This is a genomic window from Anaerocaecibacter muris (assembly GCF_943192945.1).
In the GTDB taxonomy this organism is placed as follows: Bacteria; Bacillota; Clostridia; order Christensenellales; family Pumilibacteraceae; genus Anaerocaecibacter; species Anaerocaecibacter muris.
Map to the genome: position 1 here is coordinate 29414 of NZ_CALPCE010000007.1, position 17469 is coordinate 46882.

A 17469-nucleotide genomic window follows, 5' to 3' on the forward strand; every position below is an offset into this window, starting at 1 on the left:
ATGGCAAAAACCATAGCGATTGCAAACCAAAAAGGCGGCGTGGGCAAGACCACGACTTGCGTAAACCTCGCGGCGTACTTCGCCGCGTTCGGCAAGCGCGTTTTGATTATCGACAACGACCCGCAAGGTAATGCGTCGAGCGGTCTGGGCGTGGAAAAACACAAGGTCAAAAATTCGGTGTACAGCCTCATAATAGGCGATTGCGCCGCCGAAGCCGCAATACTGCCGACGGGCGTGGACGGACTGGACATTATCCCGTCCAATATCGATTTGGCGGGCGCGGAAGCCGAGCTTGTCAGCCTCGACAGGCGCGAAAGCTCGCTCAAACGCGCGATCGCGCCCATCAAGGATAATTACGACTATATATTTATAGACTGTCCGCCCTTTATCGGCTTGCTCACGCTCAACGCGCTTACCGCCGCGGACAGCATACTAATCCCCATGCAGGGCGAATATTTTGCGCTCGAAGGGTTGAGCCAGCTCATGAATACCATTAAGCTCGCAAAAAAGATACTCAACCCGTCGCTAGAAATAGAGGGCGTTGTGGTAACAATGTTCAACGCTCGCACCAACCTCGTCAACTCCGTTGCGGAGGAAATAACGCACTACTTCGGCAAAAAAGCGTTTGCTACCCGCATACCGCGAAGCGTGCGGCTTGCCGAAGCGCCGTCGTTCGGCATGCCTATCAGTCAGTTCGACCCGACGTCGGCGGGCGGCATAGCGTATAAAAATTTGGCGGAAGAAGTGCTCAACCGCAACCGCGACCGCTTCGTACCGATTAAAAACCTGTCGTCGCTCAAAAGGAAAGTTTAACAAGCATAGCTTGATTCCCGTTGTGAGTTTACTGACATAATAATAAGAGGTTTCTCCCGAATAATTGAATTGCGTTTTGTTGAACGGGTGGTAGTTGCTCTACTTCTTTGCGGCGGTTCGCCTTGATTTCTCCGCTCCGCTCGCTTACGCTCACTTCGGTCGAAATGATGGGGGAAATTTAGATAATAAATAAGAGATAAAAGATAATAGTTACGGAAGTTTTGCGTAAAGCAAAACTTGATTAGAGTATATTGAATAGAAATGCTTATATACCCATCATTCCGAGCAACGCCGAGGAATCAAGGCGACCCGCCGCAGAAAAGTAAATACTATATCAATCACTAACTATAAAAAATATTTCGGCTCACACCCTTTTAAACGATTGATATTTTTCGACAAATGCGTTATAATGATAAAGTAGATGCAGGGGCGCGGCTTAAAGTCCGCTGAGATGTTGCATGTTATTGCACGGTCCCTTTGAACCTGTGAGTTAGCACTCGCGTAGGGAGCCGTCATATACTTCGGTTTTTTCTTATGCGTTCGCGGCTAAACAGGTGCGGACGTATATTATTTTGCGCGGTTTTGTCTTGCTTACAGTCGCTACTCGGCGGCTTGCGCTTTGCCAAAATTCGAGCGGCGATAGTTTTTGCGTCCGTGCCTTACGGCTTGTATTACGCCCATCGGAGGTACATTATTATGTTAGACGACATCAAAAACTACTTCGCCGATTTCGACGGAGCTACCAACATTTGCCGCACCGTCGCGCTGTGGATTACAATCGCGCTCGTCGTTGCGTTCGTCATCACAAAGGTCTATATCGCAGTGCTTGGCAGGCGCGCGGTTAAAGCCGCGGACGGCGGAACGGATATAGACAAGGCGACGCGCATAGTAAACGGCGCGTGGATAGTGAGCGCGCTGTTCGTGGCGATGTGTTTTATTATAGCGTTTTCGTCCTGTTATTTCGTCGAAGGCGACGCGATCGTACCCATACTGTTTTATCCTTTGCTCGTGCTCGCAATCGCGGTTGTGGCAAGCGCGACGTCGTTGTTCTTCAAGCCTAACACGGTAGTCAAAATAGTTTGCGCGTCGGTGTGCGGCGCGGCGCTTATTTGCGTGCTTGCGTGCATGATAGCATACTATGTAAGCGGCAAGGCGGGCGACGCGTCGAGCAATATCGGGCTGTACATAAGCGCGGCGTTCGTCACAGCGGGAATAATCGCGCTCGCGTTTTTCGCCGACAGGGGCAAACGCCTGTTCGATACAAAAACGGTCACTTTCGCCGCCGTGTGCGTGGCGTTGAGCTTTGCGCTGTCGTATGTGCGACTGTTTAAAATGCCCATGGGCGGGAGCATTACTTTCGCGTCCATGCTTCCGCTTATGCTGTTTGCGTTCATGTTCGGCAGTCGCAGGGGCGTGCTCGTCGGCTTGATATACGGAGTTTTGCAGGCGATACAGGATCCGTGGATTATCCACCCCGCGCAGTTCGCGCTCGATTATGCCGTGGCGTTCGCGGCGATAGGGCTTACGGGCTGTATTCGCGACTTCGGACTGTTCAAAAACAATATGCGCGCGCAGTTCGCGCTGGGCGCGTGCATAGCGTGCCTTTTCCGTTTTATATGTCACTATTTTTCGGGCGTGTATGCGTTCGGCATGTACGCCGAGGTCTTTGCCGACCAGTACGGCATGCCGTTGCTTGCCAACGAATATTTTTATTCGCTCGTTTATCAGTCCATGTACCTTGTTCCCGAACTCGCCATTGTGCTCGCCGTCGGCATGACCGTGTTCGCTTCCGGCAATTTCCGTCGGCAGATAGCAATGTACGCACAGCGATATTCTGCCGCGCCGAGCGACGCTGCCGAAAAAGTCGAAGTATTCGATTCGACGGAGCGCGCGGACGGCGCGGAAAACGCGGAGCCTGCGGAAAACATGCCCGCGGACGGCTTGCCCTCGGACGCGCAACCGTCGCAGGAATAACCGCCCGAGCCTATACATTATATAATGAAAAAATCCCCAAAGCTATGGGGATTTTTTGTTGCCGACGCGCGGTTTAAGGCGTTAAAATTCGACGTTTTTCCCGCCGAGGCAATATAAAATAATATTCGGAAAAGGCTTGATATTTCCGATAAAATGATGTATAATCGTAATGGTGATAAAACCTAATAACGGTATGAGGGAGATTTTAAATGGACATCAAATTGCTTGACGCTTATCATCACGGGGATATGTATGACGCCTACAAGTATTTGGGGTGTCATTTCAACAAGGACAGCGGCACCGCCGTGTTCCGCGTTTGGTCCACTCGCGCTACGTCTATTTCCGTAATAGGCGACTTCAACGGCTGGGACGTAAACGCCAACCGCATGACCAAGATTACAGAGGCGGGAATTTGGGAAGCCACTGTGTCGGGCGTCAAACTTTACGACAACTATAAATTTTACATCGAAAACGGTTTTACTTATCCTATATATAAATGCGACCCGTTCGCGTTCCACCGCGAAACGTTTGAGGGCACCAACGCCAAGGTCGTGGACATAGAACATTTTAAATGGACGGACGGCGACTATATAAAGAACAAGCCCGACCAATACTCCGCGCCTATGAGCGTTTACGAAGCGCACATCGCGTCGTGGCGGCGTTACGCGGACGGCAATACGTTTGATTATCGTAAGTTCGCCGACGAAATGAGCGAATATCTTAAAGAACTCGGCTATACGCACTTGGAACTCATGGGCGTTGCCGAATATCCGTTCGACGGGTCGTGGGGCTATCAGGTAACGGGCTACTTCGCGCCGACCTCGCGTTACGGCACGCCGGAGGACTTTGCTTATCTTGTGGACAAAATGCACGCTTGCGGCATAGGCGTTATTCTCGACTGGGTGCCGGGGCATTTCCCCAAAAACGGCGACGGACTGTACGAATTCGACGGCGGTCCGCTGTACGAACACAGCGACCCGTTGCGCATGGAACACAAAGAGTGGGGAACGCGCTGTTTCGATTACGGGCGCAACGAAGTACGCAACTTCCTTATTTCCAACGCGTTCTATTGGATGGACATGTACCACATAGACGGTTTGCGTGTGGACGCGGTTGCGAGCATGCTCTACCTCGATTACGGCAGATACGAATGGCGTCCCAACATTTACGGCGGAAACGAAAACTTGGAGGCGGTAGACTTTTTGCGCCGCCTGAATACCGCTATATTCGCAAAGTACCCCAAAGCGCTCATGATTGCCGAGGAGTCCACCGCATGGGGCGGCGTTTCGCGCCCCGTCGATATGGGCGGACTGGGCTTCAACTTTAAGTGGAACATGGGCTGGATGAACGACACGCTGTCTTACATCAAGGTCGATCCCGTTTTCCGCAAGTACCATCACAACACTGTTACGTTCTCCATGATTTACGCGTTTACGGAAAACTTTGTTCTGCCCATTTCGCACGACGAAGTGGTCTACGGCAAAGGTTCGCTTATAAATAAAATGCCCGGAGATTACGACATGAAGTTTGCGGGAGTGCGCAACTTCCTTACTTACATGTTCTCGCACCCCGGCAAAAAGCTGTTGTTTATGGGCGCGGAACTCGGACAGTTCAACGAGTGGAACTTCGCAAAGGAACTCGATTGGAGCGTGCTCGACTATCCCGCGCACGCCGATCTCAAAAAGTTCGTGTCCACGCTCAACGGCATTTACAAAAACTATCCCGCAATGCACCAGATAGATTACGACTGGAAGGGCTTTGAATGGCTTGTCGCGGACGACTATCTGCAAAATATACTTGTTTACGAGCGGCGCGACTCGGACGATAACCGCATGATTGCTATAATCAACTTCTCGCCCGTACCGCACAACGGCTACCGCTTCGGCGCGCATGAGGGCGAATATACCGAACTTCTGCGCACGCAGATTTACGAGTGGAACCAGTCCGGCAACAAGTACAAGACCGAAAAGATAGCGAGCCACGGCAAGGACGATTCGCTTATTATAGACGTTCCCCCCATGGGCGGCATACTGTTGTACTGCCCCAACGCCGATAAGCCCGCAGTTAAAAAGCCCGAGCAAAAAGCGCAGCCCGCGCCCGCAGTTAAGGCGGCGGAAACTTCCGCGCCCGCGCCTGCCAAAAAGCCGACGGCTGAAAAAAAGCCCGCGGCGGAAAAAAAGAGTGCGCCCGCTAAAAAGCCCGCTACGGACAAGAAGCCGACTGCGGCAAAGAAGCCCGCGGCTAAAAAACCGTCCGCAAAATAGCTTGTTAATATAGCATAAAATTGCCGATACGAAACCGTGATATAGGGTCGATATTCGACCGTGCCCGATAGAATTTGCTAATGTAATCGTATCGGATTAAAGGAGTCGAAACATAATGGCAAAAGCAAAAATCAACAATGTGTTATTCGTAACGACCGAGGCGGAACCGTTTGCCTCGACGGGCGGGATCGGCGAAATCTGTTCGAGCTTGCCCCGTGCGCTTAACAAGACCAAAAAGACGGACGCGCGCGTAATGATGCCGCTGTACGAAGATATCGCAACGCGATACAAGAACGAAATGACGTTTGTGTGCAATATTACCGTCGGGCTTGCTTGGCGCAATCAGTATTGCGGACTGTACAGAGCGGAGCGCGACGGCGTGGTGTATTACTTCGTCGATAACGAATATTACTTCAAGCGTTCCAAGATTTACGGATATTACGACGACGCGGAAAGGTTTGCGTTTTTCTCGCGCGCGGCGTTGGAGCTTATCCCGCACCTCGATTTCAAACCCGACATTTTGCAGTCCAACGACCACTTGACCGCGCTTGTGCCCATTTATTACGCGTTCGATTACAAGACGCGCGCGGGCTACAAAAACATCAAGAACGTTTTTACTATCCACAACATAAATTATCAGGGCGTGTATCCCGCCATAATAGCGGGCGATGTTTTCGGCATTGCCGACGAGAATGTGCCTATCGTCGAATTTAATGGCAATATCAACCTTGTCAAGGGCGCGATCGTCACTTGCGACAAGATTACCACCATGTCGCCGCAGTATGCGCGCGAAATTCGCTTGCCCGAGTTTTCGGGCGGGCTGGACGGAATACTTATCGAAAACCGTTCCAAGATAGTCGGTATACTCAACGGTATCGCCGAGGAATACGATCCCGCGACGTCCGAGGCATTGTTCGTAAATTACACCGCCGACAGCTTCGAAAAAAAGGCGGAAAACAAGCGCGAGTTGCAACGCATGCTGTCGCTTCCCGAAGACCCCGACGTGCCGCTGTTGTGCATGATTGCGCACATGGTTCCGCACAAGGGCTTCGACCTGTTGCGTAAGTCGATTAACAAGGGCAGTCCCGAGGGCAATATTCTCGACACAAACATACAGTTGATAGTGCTCGGACAGGGCGACGCCGATATAGAAGGGTATTTCACTTATATCCAAAACATGTACAGCCGCAGAGTGCGCGCGCTCATCACTTATAATAAAGACCTGCTTAAAAAAGTGCTCGCCGCCGCCGACATGTGCCTCATGCCGTCGCGAACGGAGCCGTGCGGTCTTACGCAGATGTATGCCTGCAAGTTCGGCGCAGTGCCTATCGTGCGCGCTACGGGCGGACTTATAGACTCCATTATCGATTGCGACAAAGGCGATACGGGCAACGGCTTTATGTTCGAAGAATACGATTCGGACGTTATGGACAAAACCATTACGCGCGCCGTGTCTATGTATTACTATCACAAAGCCGAATGGCGCGCGCTCGCAAAACGCGCCATGGCTTGCGACTTCTCTTGGGATAAAGCCGCGCTCGAATACAATGTTTTGTATCGCGTGCTTTCGGCATAGCGGTTGCAAACTTCCGCGCGGCGGGCGCGCGGTTAAAACTTTGCCCGCTCTATGATTATTGTTCATTGAGGGTTTTACCCACACATCTAATTTTTAATTATTCTTTATAGGCAACGGAGGATGTATGAATAAGACAACTAATGAAGTGCAGGAACTTATACTCGATAAGCTCGCACGCTACTTTGCTATCACGCCCGAACGCGCGAACGAAGACCAGATTTACAAAGCTGTCGCTTTGGTTGTGCGCGACTTGTTGCTCCAAAAAAAGCAAGAGAACAACGCGCGTATAGCGGAAGGCAAGTATAAGCGGGTTTATTACTTATGTATGGAGTTCCTTATCGGACGCTCGCTCAAAAACAATTTGTTCAACCTCGGTCTTACCGACCAGTTCGACAAATGCTTGAAAAAAATGAATTTTTCGCTCGACGAAATTTTCGAGCGCGAATCGGACGCGGGCTTGGGTAACGGCGGTTTGGGTCGGCTCGCTTCCTGTTTTATGGACAGTCTTGCGACGCTCAACTATCCCGCAATGGGCTTTACTATCCGCTATCAGTACGGTTTGTTCCGTCAGCGCATAGTGGACAATCAGCAAGTCGAATTGCCCGATATGTGGTTGCCGAGCGGCGAAGTTTGGATGATGCCGCGTTCGGATAAACGGTTCACCGTCAATCTCGGCGGCAGAGTCGAGGAGTATGTGCAGGACGGCAAAATGCGCGTTCGGTATGTGGACGGCACGAGCGTGGACGCGCTTGCCAACGACGTTATGATTTCCGGTTACGGCGACAACGCGGGCGTGAGCGTACTGCGGTTGTGGTCGGCGACTTCGTCCACACAGTTCGATATGCGTTCTTTCTCGCAGGGCGATTACGAAAAAGCAATGCAGCGCGAAAACGAAGCCGAGCTTATTTCCAAGGTGCTTTATCCGTCCGACGACCACAGTCAGGGCAAACAGTTGCGCCTCGAACAGGAATACTTCCTTGTTTCCGCGTCGTTACAGAGTATTATAAAAGACCACTTGCGTTTGTATAAAAACGTCAAAAACCTGCCCGATAAAGCGGTTATCCACGCCAACGACACGCACCCCGCTCTCGCTATTCCGGAGCTTATGCGCTTGTTGATGGACGAACACGATTTGTCGTGGGACGAGGCGTGGGACATCACTATCCGCACCGTCAATTACACCAACCACACCGTTATGGCGGAGGCGCTTGAAAAATGGGATGAAAATACGTTCCGCAACGTGCTCCCGCGCATTTATGCGATTGTGTGCGAAATCAACCGCAGATATAACGCGGCTATGGAAGAGCATCAGCTCGACGGGCGTAAGATAGACGCAATGCGCATTATTTCGGGCAATCAAGTAAAAATGGCTAACCTTTGCGTAATAGGATCGCAAAAGGTCAACGGCGTGTCGGCGTTGCACAGCGAAATAATCAAAGACACCATATTCAGCGAATTTAACGAGGTGTTCCCCGACAAGTTCACCAACGTTACAAACGGCATTACGCACAGACGTTGGCTTATCCAGTCCAACCCGCGTCTGTCGGAGCTTATCACCGAGCTTATCGGTCCCGATTTCTACACCAAGCCCGAAACCCTTTCGGGACTTATGAAGTACGCGAGCGACAAGACCGTGCTCGAAAAAATCGGCAAGATTAAACAGGCGAATAAAAAGGATTATGCCGATTACGTCAAAAAGACGACGGGCTTTGTGCTCAATCCCGAATCGCGGTTCGACACGCAGATTAAGCGGTTGCACGAGTATAAGCGTCAGTTGCTGAACGTGCTCAAAATCGTGCATTACTACCTCGAATTGCTCGACAATCCCGAAAAGGACGTCGCGCCGCAAACGTTTATATTCGGCGCGAAAGCGGCGGGCAGTTATATGCACGCCAAGCGCATAATCCAGCTTATCAACTGCTTGTCCAAGGAAATTCAGAAAAACCCGAAAATCAAACAGAAACTGGACGTCATGTTCGTCGAAAACTACAATGTCACGCAGGCGGAACACCTTATTCCCGCGTCCGAAGTCAGCGAACAAATTTCGCTCGCGGGCAAGGAAGCGTCGGGCACGTCCAACATGAAGTTCATGATAAACGGCGCGATTACGCTGGGCACGCTCGACGGCGCGAACGTCGAAATAGGCGAGCGCGTGGGCGACGACAATATCTTTATCTTTGGGCTTAAAACCGACGAAGTCGAACGCGCTTGGCGCGCGGGGTACAACTCCTCGACTATTTACGCGCACAACAACGAAATCCGCCGCATAGTGGACAGACTGCGCGTCGGGTTCGACGGCGAAAGTTTTTCGGACATTGCCGATTACCTTATCGTCGGAAGCTATCAGGTCGCCGACCCGTATATGTGTTTGCTCGATTTCGACGATTACAAAAAGGCGGCGGAGCGCGTGACCGCAACGTATGCCGATAAAAACAAATGGAACAAAATGGCGCTTGTCAATATCGCGCAGGCGGGCATATTCTCGTCCGACCGTTCCATCAACGATTACGCCAAGAATATTTGGAACCTCAAAAAAGTTAAAATCAACAACAATAAATAATTCGAGTACGGTGCGAGCGTGCGGATAATTCCGCACGCTTGTGCCGATTATCGGAATATAGTTAATAGAACGATTGACGCGTTGCGTCGCAAGGAGTTATATTATGAGTAAAACCGTATCGTTTTTTCCGAACTGCCACAAGTACAAAACGCCGACAGGCGCGTCGACAGTCGGCGAGCCTATCAGCTTGACTTTTAAGTTTACGCGCCCGCAAAACCCGTCCGACGTTTACTTCGTCCTCACAAAAGACGGTGAGGACGCGGTGCGTTACGCCATGAACCTTGTAAAGGAAGAGGACGGCGAATATACATACTCGCTTACGGTAAAGGTAACTACTTCGGGACTGTATTTCTATCACTTCGAGATCCAAAACGAAGAACAGCTTTACCGAGTGGGAAGCGACGACAGCCTTAACGCATTGCTCGGCAAGGGCGCGGACTGGCAACTCACCGTCACGTCCGACGAATACAAGCCGACCGCGGTGGACGGCGGCGTTATTTACGAAATTATGCCCGATAGGTTCTTTATCGGCGGCGAGCGCAACAAGACCAAGAGTTATGCAAACTACCGCGAGGACTGGGGCGGCGTGCCCGAATATAAGCCCGACGCAAACGGAAAAATCGACAATACCGACTTTTTCGGCGGCAACTTAAAAGGCATTACCAAAAAACTTACATACCTTAAAAATTTGGGCGTGACGCACGTCTATCTAACGCCCATATTCGAGGCGCACTCCAATCATAAATACGACCCCGGCAACTATATGCGCGTCGATAGCGATTTCGGCACGATTGACGACCTTAAAGACTTGATCAAAAAAGCGAACAAGCGCGGGATTAAAATTATTCTCGACGGCGTGTTCTCGCACACGGGCGACGACAGTATCTATTTCAATAAGTACGGTAATTACGATAGCACGGGTGCGTATCAGTCCGTCAAGTCGCCTTACTATTCGTGGTATAAGTTCAGACATTGGAACAATGATTACGAGTGCAGATATAACATAGACATCATGCCCGATACCGACGTAGGCAATCCCATGTACGACGAGTTCGTAACGGGTCAAGAGGGCATTATTCGGTACTGGACGCGCATGGGCTTGGGCGGCTGGCGACTCGACGTGTGCGAGCGATTGACGGATAAGTTTATCGCGCATTGCGCGCACGCCGTAAAAACGGAAAACCCCGACGCGGTGGTTTACGGCGAAGTGTTTATGGACGCGTCGAACGCGATTGTCGATAACAGTCGGCGCAGTTTTTTGATAGACGGCAAGCTCGACAGCGTGACCAACTATCCGTTTAAAGAGGATATACTCAACTATGTGCGCTGCGGCGACAGCGACAGGCTCAACAATACGGTCGGGTTTGTGATAAATAATTATCCCAAACATGCGGTTGACAGCTTGATGAACGTGCTCGACAATCACGATACGGCGCGGCTCATGACTGTGCTGGGCGACAACGGAAACGTTGCGAGCAAGGACGATAAAGCGACGGCGACGGTAAAGAACAAGGACGAAGCTAAATTGCTCGTTAAACTCGCCGCGGCGTTGCAGTATACTCTCCCCGGCGTGCCGTGCGTGTATTACGGCGACGAAGTGGGTATGGAAGGGTTTGAGGACCCGTTCAACAGACGTTGCTATCCGTGGGGCGAGGGCGATAAAGACTTGCTCAAATGGTATAAAAAACTGGGCGCGGTAAGGACGAACGAGCGCGAAATCTTTGCGCACGGGCACTATTGCGGCGTCGATACCGAACACGGCGTAATGTTTTTTAAGCGCAAAGCGGGCGACGAGGTAGTGTACGTAGTAGTCAACAATTCGGGAAGCGAATATGTGCCCAACCTGCCCAAGGACGACTATACCGATTTAATGACGTATAAACCGTTTAAAGGCAAGGTTGCGGATAAGGACGTTGCAATAATCAAATCTACTAAAAAGACGACTTTCCCCGAAAAACCGCAAAAGAAAAATAAAAAGTAAAATAGTAAACGTCGGCAAGGAAATAACCGCCGCGCCGAACGGGAAACTTGTATAAATCATTTGTCAATAAGCGATAAAAGTGCTATAATAATTACGCCCTCGAATTTCGGGGGCGTAATTAAGCGCTTGTATTATATAGCGACAAGTTTACGCAAATGTTATGATTAAAAAAATTGAGAGCACCCGTAGCTCAGCTGGATAGAGTATCAGATTCCGATTCTGAGGGTCGCAAGTTCGAATCTTGTCGGGTGTACCAAACCAGTTGGTCGATATGTCATTATCATATCGACCAACTTTTTTCATATTTTGGGGTAAAATATCGTATTTTTGCCCTAAAATTTGCCCTTAGGCGTGGACTAATATTCGAATTGAGTGTTCGTACAGTCAATTTTTATTGCCAAAAACAAAAGTGTTTTTTTGTACAACACACTTCTAACTCAGTTGGGCAAAAAATCTCGCCTGGGCGGATTTGAACTGTTTCGAAGTTGAAATATGTCTAATGTATTTATGCGCATTGAGGTAATCGAATAGCAGTTGTCTTGACAATAATGTATTTTTTTGATATATTAAATATGAGGTTAAAAAAATGGATGCGGTATTTACCATAAGCGATATGGATCTTGGTCAAGTTTTTACAAATAGGAATATAGCAAGATTTATGGCATCGCTTTTTACATTGGATGCAAACGCGACAATGTTGGATCCATGCTTTGGTACAGGTGTCTTTTTAGAAGCTTTAGACAGTCTGGGGTTTAAGAATGTAACAGGGTATGAAATTGATTCAACTTTATGTGATGAGGTTTTATCAAAATTTAAAAAATGTAAGCTTTATAATGAAGATTTCCTAAGTTCACAGCTAAATCATTTTGATGGTATTATAATGAACCCGCCGTATATACGGCAAGAGAAAATAGATGGACTTAGTCCATTAGGAGTCACTAAAAATAAGTTAAGAAATAATATTATTTTTAGTGAACTACCCCAAAATGCAAATCTCTATATGTACTTTATTTTAAAAGCCATTACTATTTTGCGTGAAGGAGGAGAACTTATTGTTATTTTCCCTAATACATGGTTAAAAGCAAGAAATGGTGTCAAATTTAGAGAGTTAATAGGGGCTGAATGTAGTATATTGCAACAAATAAATATAACAGGAAAAGTTTTTGAAAAGAACGCTTTGGTAGATGTGCTAATTTTAAAAATAAAAAAAGAAAAGATATGTGCAGAACCAATCATACAAAATCTATTTTTTGATGGCCAAAAGTTAGTGAAAAAAAAATTAATTCACGAAATGGATTTAGGATTCAATTTGCCGTTCTTTAAAGTTGCAACTGCTAAAAGGGGTTTGACAACAGGCTGTAACGCGATATTCATAAATCCCGCTTTAACATGTAATGAACCATCATGTTTGACGCCGATTATCACTAGCCCCAAATCTATCAAAGGGTTTAGCACTAAAGATGTCAAATTAGACTATTTATTAACTTTAAATCAAGATGTGCCTAATTCTATATTAGAGTATTTAAATTCATGGGAAGAAAAAATCATTAATACTCAATCACCCAAAACGCTATATAATAAAATTCTCGATAAAAAAGCTTGGTATAGATTAAGGCTAATACAAAACGAAGGGATTATATTTAGCTACTTCATAAGAAATGAAATTAGGTTCATTTATAACAATTCATCTTATCAAGTCCGTGATAATTTTTATATAGTCAAACCAAAGATAAGTGGGCTACTTTTATTTGCGCTTTTAAATAATTATTATACATTTTATCAGTTAGAATGCTATGGAAAGCGTTACGGTGCGGGATTATTAAAAATTCAGCGATATGACCTGGAAAGAATTAATTTCCCGGATATAAGTTGTTTTGATGATAATGCTATTTATCAACTTGAAAATTTGTCAATGCAGTTAATTGCAACGAATGACCTGGAAATAGTAAACTCTATAACTCAATTGATATCCCAATATTCTTTAATAGGATACAAGGACATTTTAGAACAGTACAGTGCATTGAAAAAAGAAAGATTAGAGGATAAAAATTATGATTAAAGTAGTAAGTATATTCTCTGGTGGCGGCGGATTGGATTTAGGATTTAAATCCGAAGGATATGATATTATCTGGGCAATAGACAATAACCAGAATGCTGTTGATACTTATAAAACAAACATAGGCAATCATATTATTTGTGAGGATATTAATTCAATAGATGTTAAATCGATTCCTCAAGCTGATGTAGTAATAGGAGGCCCTCCTTGCCAGTCGTTTTCGTTGGCTGGCAAACGTCATACAGAAGATGCTCGTGGACAATTGGTATGGAAGTATATTGAAATTATCAAGCATTTGCAACCCAAGGCATTCGTATTTGAAAATGTGACTGGGTTACTTTCCGCACGCAATTCAAAGAAAGAAAAAATTATTGATAAGCTGATAGAAACATTTGAAAGTATTGGTTACCATTTAGAAAAACAAATTGTAAATGCGGCAGATTACGGTGTACCTCAAAGGAGACGTCGAGTTCTTTTGGTCGGGTTGAAAAATAATATGAAATTTGCTTTCCCGCTCCCTACGCATAGCGAAGACGGGAAACTATTGCCCAAATATGTAAGTGTGCATGAGGCTTTAGGTGATTTGCCTGCAGCGACAGCAAATGAGAATGAAAAAATTCCATATAATATCGAGCCTTCAAATGAGTATCAGCTTATGATGCGAGATAGCTGTACTGGTGTTACAGAGCATGTTGTTCCTAAAATGAGTCAACTTGATGAATTTATAATTAAGCACGTTAAACCTGGCGGTAATTATATGGATATACCTTCTACAGTTGATTCCAAAAGGATAAAAAGGCTACAACAAAGTGGTGGGCATACTACATGTTATGGAAGGCTATTCCCCGATTCGCCCGCTTACACAATTAACACATATTTCAATAGACCCAATGTGGGTTGCAATATTCACTATCAGTATGATAGATTGATAACAATACGCGAAGCGTTGAGATTACAATCATTTCCAGATAATTATGTTTTGGTTTCTTCAAGCAAACAAGGAAAAAGCCTTATTGTAGGGAATGCAGTTCCTCCGTTGTTAGCAAAAATGATTGCTCGTGAATTAAAAAAGCACCTTGCCTAGGAGGGCATATGTGGATTACTTATTCTGATTCCGAAGTCGCTAATTTCCATCCAGTTTGTGAAACGGCATTAAACAGGGCGTTAGTATTGTTGGGTAAAAATGCTCAATATAGAGTTCTGCATCACCAATACACAGGAACATTGGAGATGGATTTTGTTATACAAAATATTGTGACAGGTAAATATTTTTGTGTAATCGAAGTAAAAAGAACCCCAGCGGACATCCATAGTGCCAGATATCAGTATCAGGCACTCTCTTATGTTCAAATGAATGCTAATACTAATGAGGAACCTTTTTATATTCTTACTAATCTTGAATATGCTTTTTCTTTTAGATATGATTCTACAAGACCTCGTGTATTTCAGCAAATGCTAAAACCTGGATTGTTCCATATTGATGATTTTTCAGCAAGCACCGAGGAAAGCTTTACCAACAATCTATCAGAGTTTTTTAGTGATTTACTTGCGGATTTCTTCAATAACAAATTCGAGTATTCTGTTACACTTGAGGAGTTTGCGACTCATATGGAACAAATTAAAAGCAACTCGAAGCAATGGAAAAGTCATTTAGCGGTATTATTATATGAATATATAAGGGGCGCATTTACATTTTTACATCGTAATGTTCTTCATGATATCAGAATTTTTGGTAACGATGTGCCCAAAATTTGTGAAGAAGCGGCAGCGGTAAATTTTAAGGATATTTTTAATTATTCTGAAAGTGAATTTGAACCGCAGCATAATATTACTAATTCAATGCTCTCGAATCTATATGATTTGGGCAATCAGAACGTTTCAGGGGATTCTTTATCTGCGATTCTACATCAAATTGTATCATTTGGGCATGAGCATGATGGTGAAGTTCCCACGGATTTGGAGTTAGGCAGGTTAGTTGCGGTTTTAGCAAAACATTCTTGTGGAGAGCTTTCTGAAACCGATCTTGTATGTGATCCAGCGGCGGGAAGCGGGAATTTGATAAGTTCGGCAATAGAAATTTTACATCTTACACCTAAGCAGATTATCGCAAATGACTATAATTCTAAATTATTGGAATTGTTATCTTTAAGATTGGGCTTGAATTTTGCTATAACGGTTAATAAGCAGAACTCACCAGCTATTTACAATTACAATGTTGTGGATTTGACTAGAGATTTTTTTTGCGATGTTAAAATTTTAATTATGAATCCGCCTTTTGTAGCGGGTATTAATTGTGTGACAAGAAAGGAAGAATTTTACCGGGCAATAAAATCGTTAGCCCATGGCGACATTAAAACTAATGTGGGGCAAATGCCTCTTGAAGCAGTATTTCTAGAGTTGATTACGTTATTGGTCAATCCGGGAACAACTATTGCTTGTGTTTTTCCTAAAACTCATTTGCTTGCCAGAGGAACGGAAGCTCGCATTATTAGAAAATTGATAATTGAAAATTTAGGCCTAAATACTATTTTTACATATCCAGGCACTGGGATATTTGATGATGTTACAAAAGACACATGCGTTCTTGTCGGAAAGGCACTGCAGCCATCGGAAACTATAAAGATTCTTTCAAGCTACGAAAACATCCCTAATCTTGATTCTCATCGATTTGAACAAATGTTAAACGACGAATATTCTTCTGTTTTTGCGTCCCAAATGCCGGGTGTTGTTGGAAGAATTATTTCAAAATCAGAATTTATTGATTCCATAAACGATGGGTGGCGCGCTTTAAACAGCGAAATGGTTGAAGCTGTTACTTTTGTAAAAGAACAATTTGAGAACTCCAAGGTGTTTGAACGACTGGATAAATTTTCTTTTGAAATAAAGCGTGGTGGGGCAGGTAACAGTGGTGGTAGTGATTTAATGTTTATTAGTTCAAGTTGTGAGTTGCTAGAACAGTATGCCACGCAGCTCAGTAATTTGAAGGTTGGGATGCGTAATGCTAAGCTAGGTACATTTTGTGTGGGAAATGGAGATTCGCAATTTTTAGATAGTTCACATATCGATGCGGATTTATTGGAAAGCATAGTCGTAACTTATTTGAATCTCCCGGGTAGAGAAAGCAAGCAACAGCGAAAAGACAAAACAGCTGAACAGTTAAAACAACTTTTAAATAGGGAAGCGGTTTTCCTTGTTGCTAGCTATATTGATTGTTTTCAAATAAGCGCAACCGGAAAACATACCTTGTCCGATAATCGTGTCGAGAATCTCCGTAAATGTAATTTCTTCACTTGACATATCTTTGTGGTAGTATTTTATACCGGAACCATTTATACCGGAATAATACCCTTGAAATTCATATCCTGTTCTTGTAGGTGCATTCAATCCCGAAGGCATTGCGTTATCAAATGTTACTACGGTGGATGCGGAACCGATTACACCGCCATTTGCATTTAGTGTTACTGTATAGGTATTTTGCGTCCATTGTGCGTACAAATTTAAGGAAAATGCCACAAAGTGGTATTTTCGAGCCGCTCGCTTCGCTCGCTCGAAACAAGCGGGAAACCCGCTTTTCATGGTGCGATTTACAATCGCAATTTTCGACAGGGTACTGAAAGGAACCGATATTAAAGATTCTATCGGCAATGTTTTGATAGCTGGTATACAAGTCGATCCCGCAACGCCGCCGAAAAAACAAATCGTAAAATCCACATTCGAGGACGCAAACAACTATATGAAAGACGGCGTTCTTCTCCGTCAAATCATCAACGTAATCGACGATTTGGATTTGAGTGACTATGAAGAAAGCCACGCTTTCGGGGAAATTTACGAATCCATTTTGCGCGAACTGCAAAGCGCGGGTTCTGCCGGTGAATTTTATACGCCGCGCCCCGTCACCGATTTTATGGTGCAAATGATACAGCCTAAAATCGGAGAGCGTTGCGCCGACTTCGCTTGCGGCACGGGCGGCTTTTTAACGAGCTGGCTTAAAGAACTCGACAAAGTAAAGAAAACAACCGACGACGTCGAACTTTATAATCAATCCATTTACGGCAGAGAAAAAAAGCAATTCCCGTATATGCTTTGCGTTACCAATATGCTTTTGCACGACGTCGATATTCCCAAAATCGAACACGGCAATTCGCTTTTACATAACGTACTCGACTAACCATGATATAATCGATAGTAAAATCAATTCAGTTTTTGATTATCTTTATGAGGCTAATGCGGAAGCAAGAGAAAATA

General features: G+C 45.7%; 10 protein-coding genes, 1 tRNA gene and 1 pseudogene. 11 read left to right on the plus strand and 1 reads right to left on the minus strand.

What is annotated here, in order from left to right; all coding sequences use genetic code 11:
- From NFR57_RS07255 to NFR57_RS07300, 10 genes are all read left to right on the plus strand, one after another.
- Positions 1-813 carry a ParA family protein gene (locus tag NFR57_RS07255; RefSeq protein ID WP_251183178.1) on the plus strand — a complete coding sequence of 271 codons (813 nt, stop codon included), beginning with the start codon at positions 1-3 and terminating at the stop codon, positions 811-813.
- 696 nt (positions 814-1509) lie between these two features.
- The gene (locus NFR57_RS07260) at positions 1510-2787 is read left to right on the plus strand and encodes an energy-coupled thiamine transporter ThiT (protein WP_251183179.1); all 1278 of its coding nucleotides are present in this window, start codon (positions 1510-1512) and stop codon (positions 2785-2787) included.
- Positions 2788-2996: 209 nt separating this feature from the next.
- Entirely contained in the window at positions 2997-5051 is a 2055-nt protein-coding gene (glgB, locus tag NFR57_RS07265; protein ID WP_275557187.1) for a 1,4-alpha-glucan branching protein GlgB, read from the plus strand.
- A gap of 115 nt (positions 5052-5166) precedes the next feature.
- Complete coding sequence (locus NFR57_RS07270; RefSeq protein WP_251183180.1) at positions 5167-6627, plus strand: glycogen synthase; 1461 nt, start codon at positions 5167-5169, stop codon at positions 6625-6627.
- Between the two features lie 124 nt (positions 6628-6751).
- Positions 6752-9187 (plus strand): glycogen/starch/alpha-glucan phosphorylase, encoded by a 2436-nt coding sequence (locus NFR57_RS07275; protein WP_251183181.1) that lies wholly within the window; start codon positions 6752-6754, stop codon positions 9185-9187.
- 103 nt (positions 9188-9290) lie between these two features.
- On the plus strand, positions 9291-11168 hold the full coding sequence (locus NFR57_RS07280; protein WP_251183182.1) for a glycoside hydrolase family 13 protein: 1878 nt from the start codon (positions 9291-9293) through the stop codon (positions 11166-11168).
- Between the two features lie 179 nt (positions 11169-11347).
- Positions 11348-11424, plus strand: a tRNA-Arg gene (locus NFR57_RS07285).
- Between the two features lie 330 nt (positions 11425-11754).
- Positions 11755-13227: an Eco57I restriction-modification methylase domain-containing protein gene (locus tag NFR57_RS07290; RefSeq protein ID WP_251183183.1), complete on the plus strand. Its 1473-nt coding sequence runs from the start codon at positions 11755-11757 to the stop codon at positions 13225-13227.
- Positions 13220-14308, plus strand: a complete 1089-nt coding sequence (locus NFR57_RS07295; RefSeq protein WP_251183184.1) for a DNA cytosine methyltransferase — start codon at positions 13220-13222, stop codon at positions 14306-14308. Before NFR57_RS07290 ends, NFR57_RS07295 begins: the two co-directional genes overlap by 8 nt.
- An 8-nt stretch (positions 14309-14316) precedes the next feature.
- Positions 14317-16518 carry a BpuSI family type II restriction endonuclease gene (locus NFR57_RS07300; RefSeq protein ID WP_251183185.1) on the plus strand — a complete coding sequence of 734 codons (2202 nt, stop codon included), beginning with the start codon at positions 14317-14319 and terminating at the stop codon, positions 16516-16518.
- A 39-nt stretch (positions 16519-16557) separates the two neighbouring features.
- Here NFR57_RS07300 and NFR57_RS08850 read toward each other — a convergent pair.
- A pseudogene (locus tag NFR57_RS08850) lies at positions 16558-16800 on the minus strand (hypothetical protein); the annotation flags it as partial.
- Here NFR57_RS08850 and NFR57_RS07305 point away from each other — a divergent pair.
- Complete coding sequence (locus tag NFR57_RS07305) at positions 16799-17392, plus strand: HsdM family class I SAM-dependent methyltransferase (RefSeq protein WP_251183186.1); 594 nt, start codon at positions 16799-16801, stop codon at positions 17390-17392. The pseudogene NFR57_RS08850 and the gene NFR57_RS07305 sit on opposite strands and share 2 nt — an antisense overlap.
- Positions 17393-17469 lie beyond the last annotated feature (77 nt).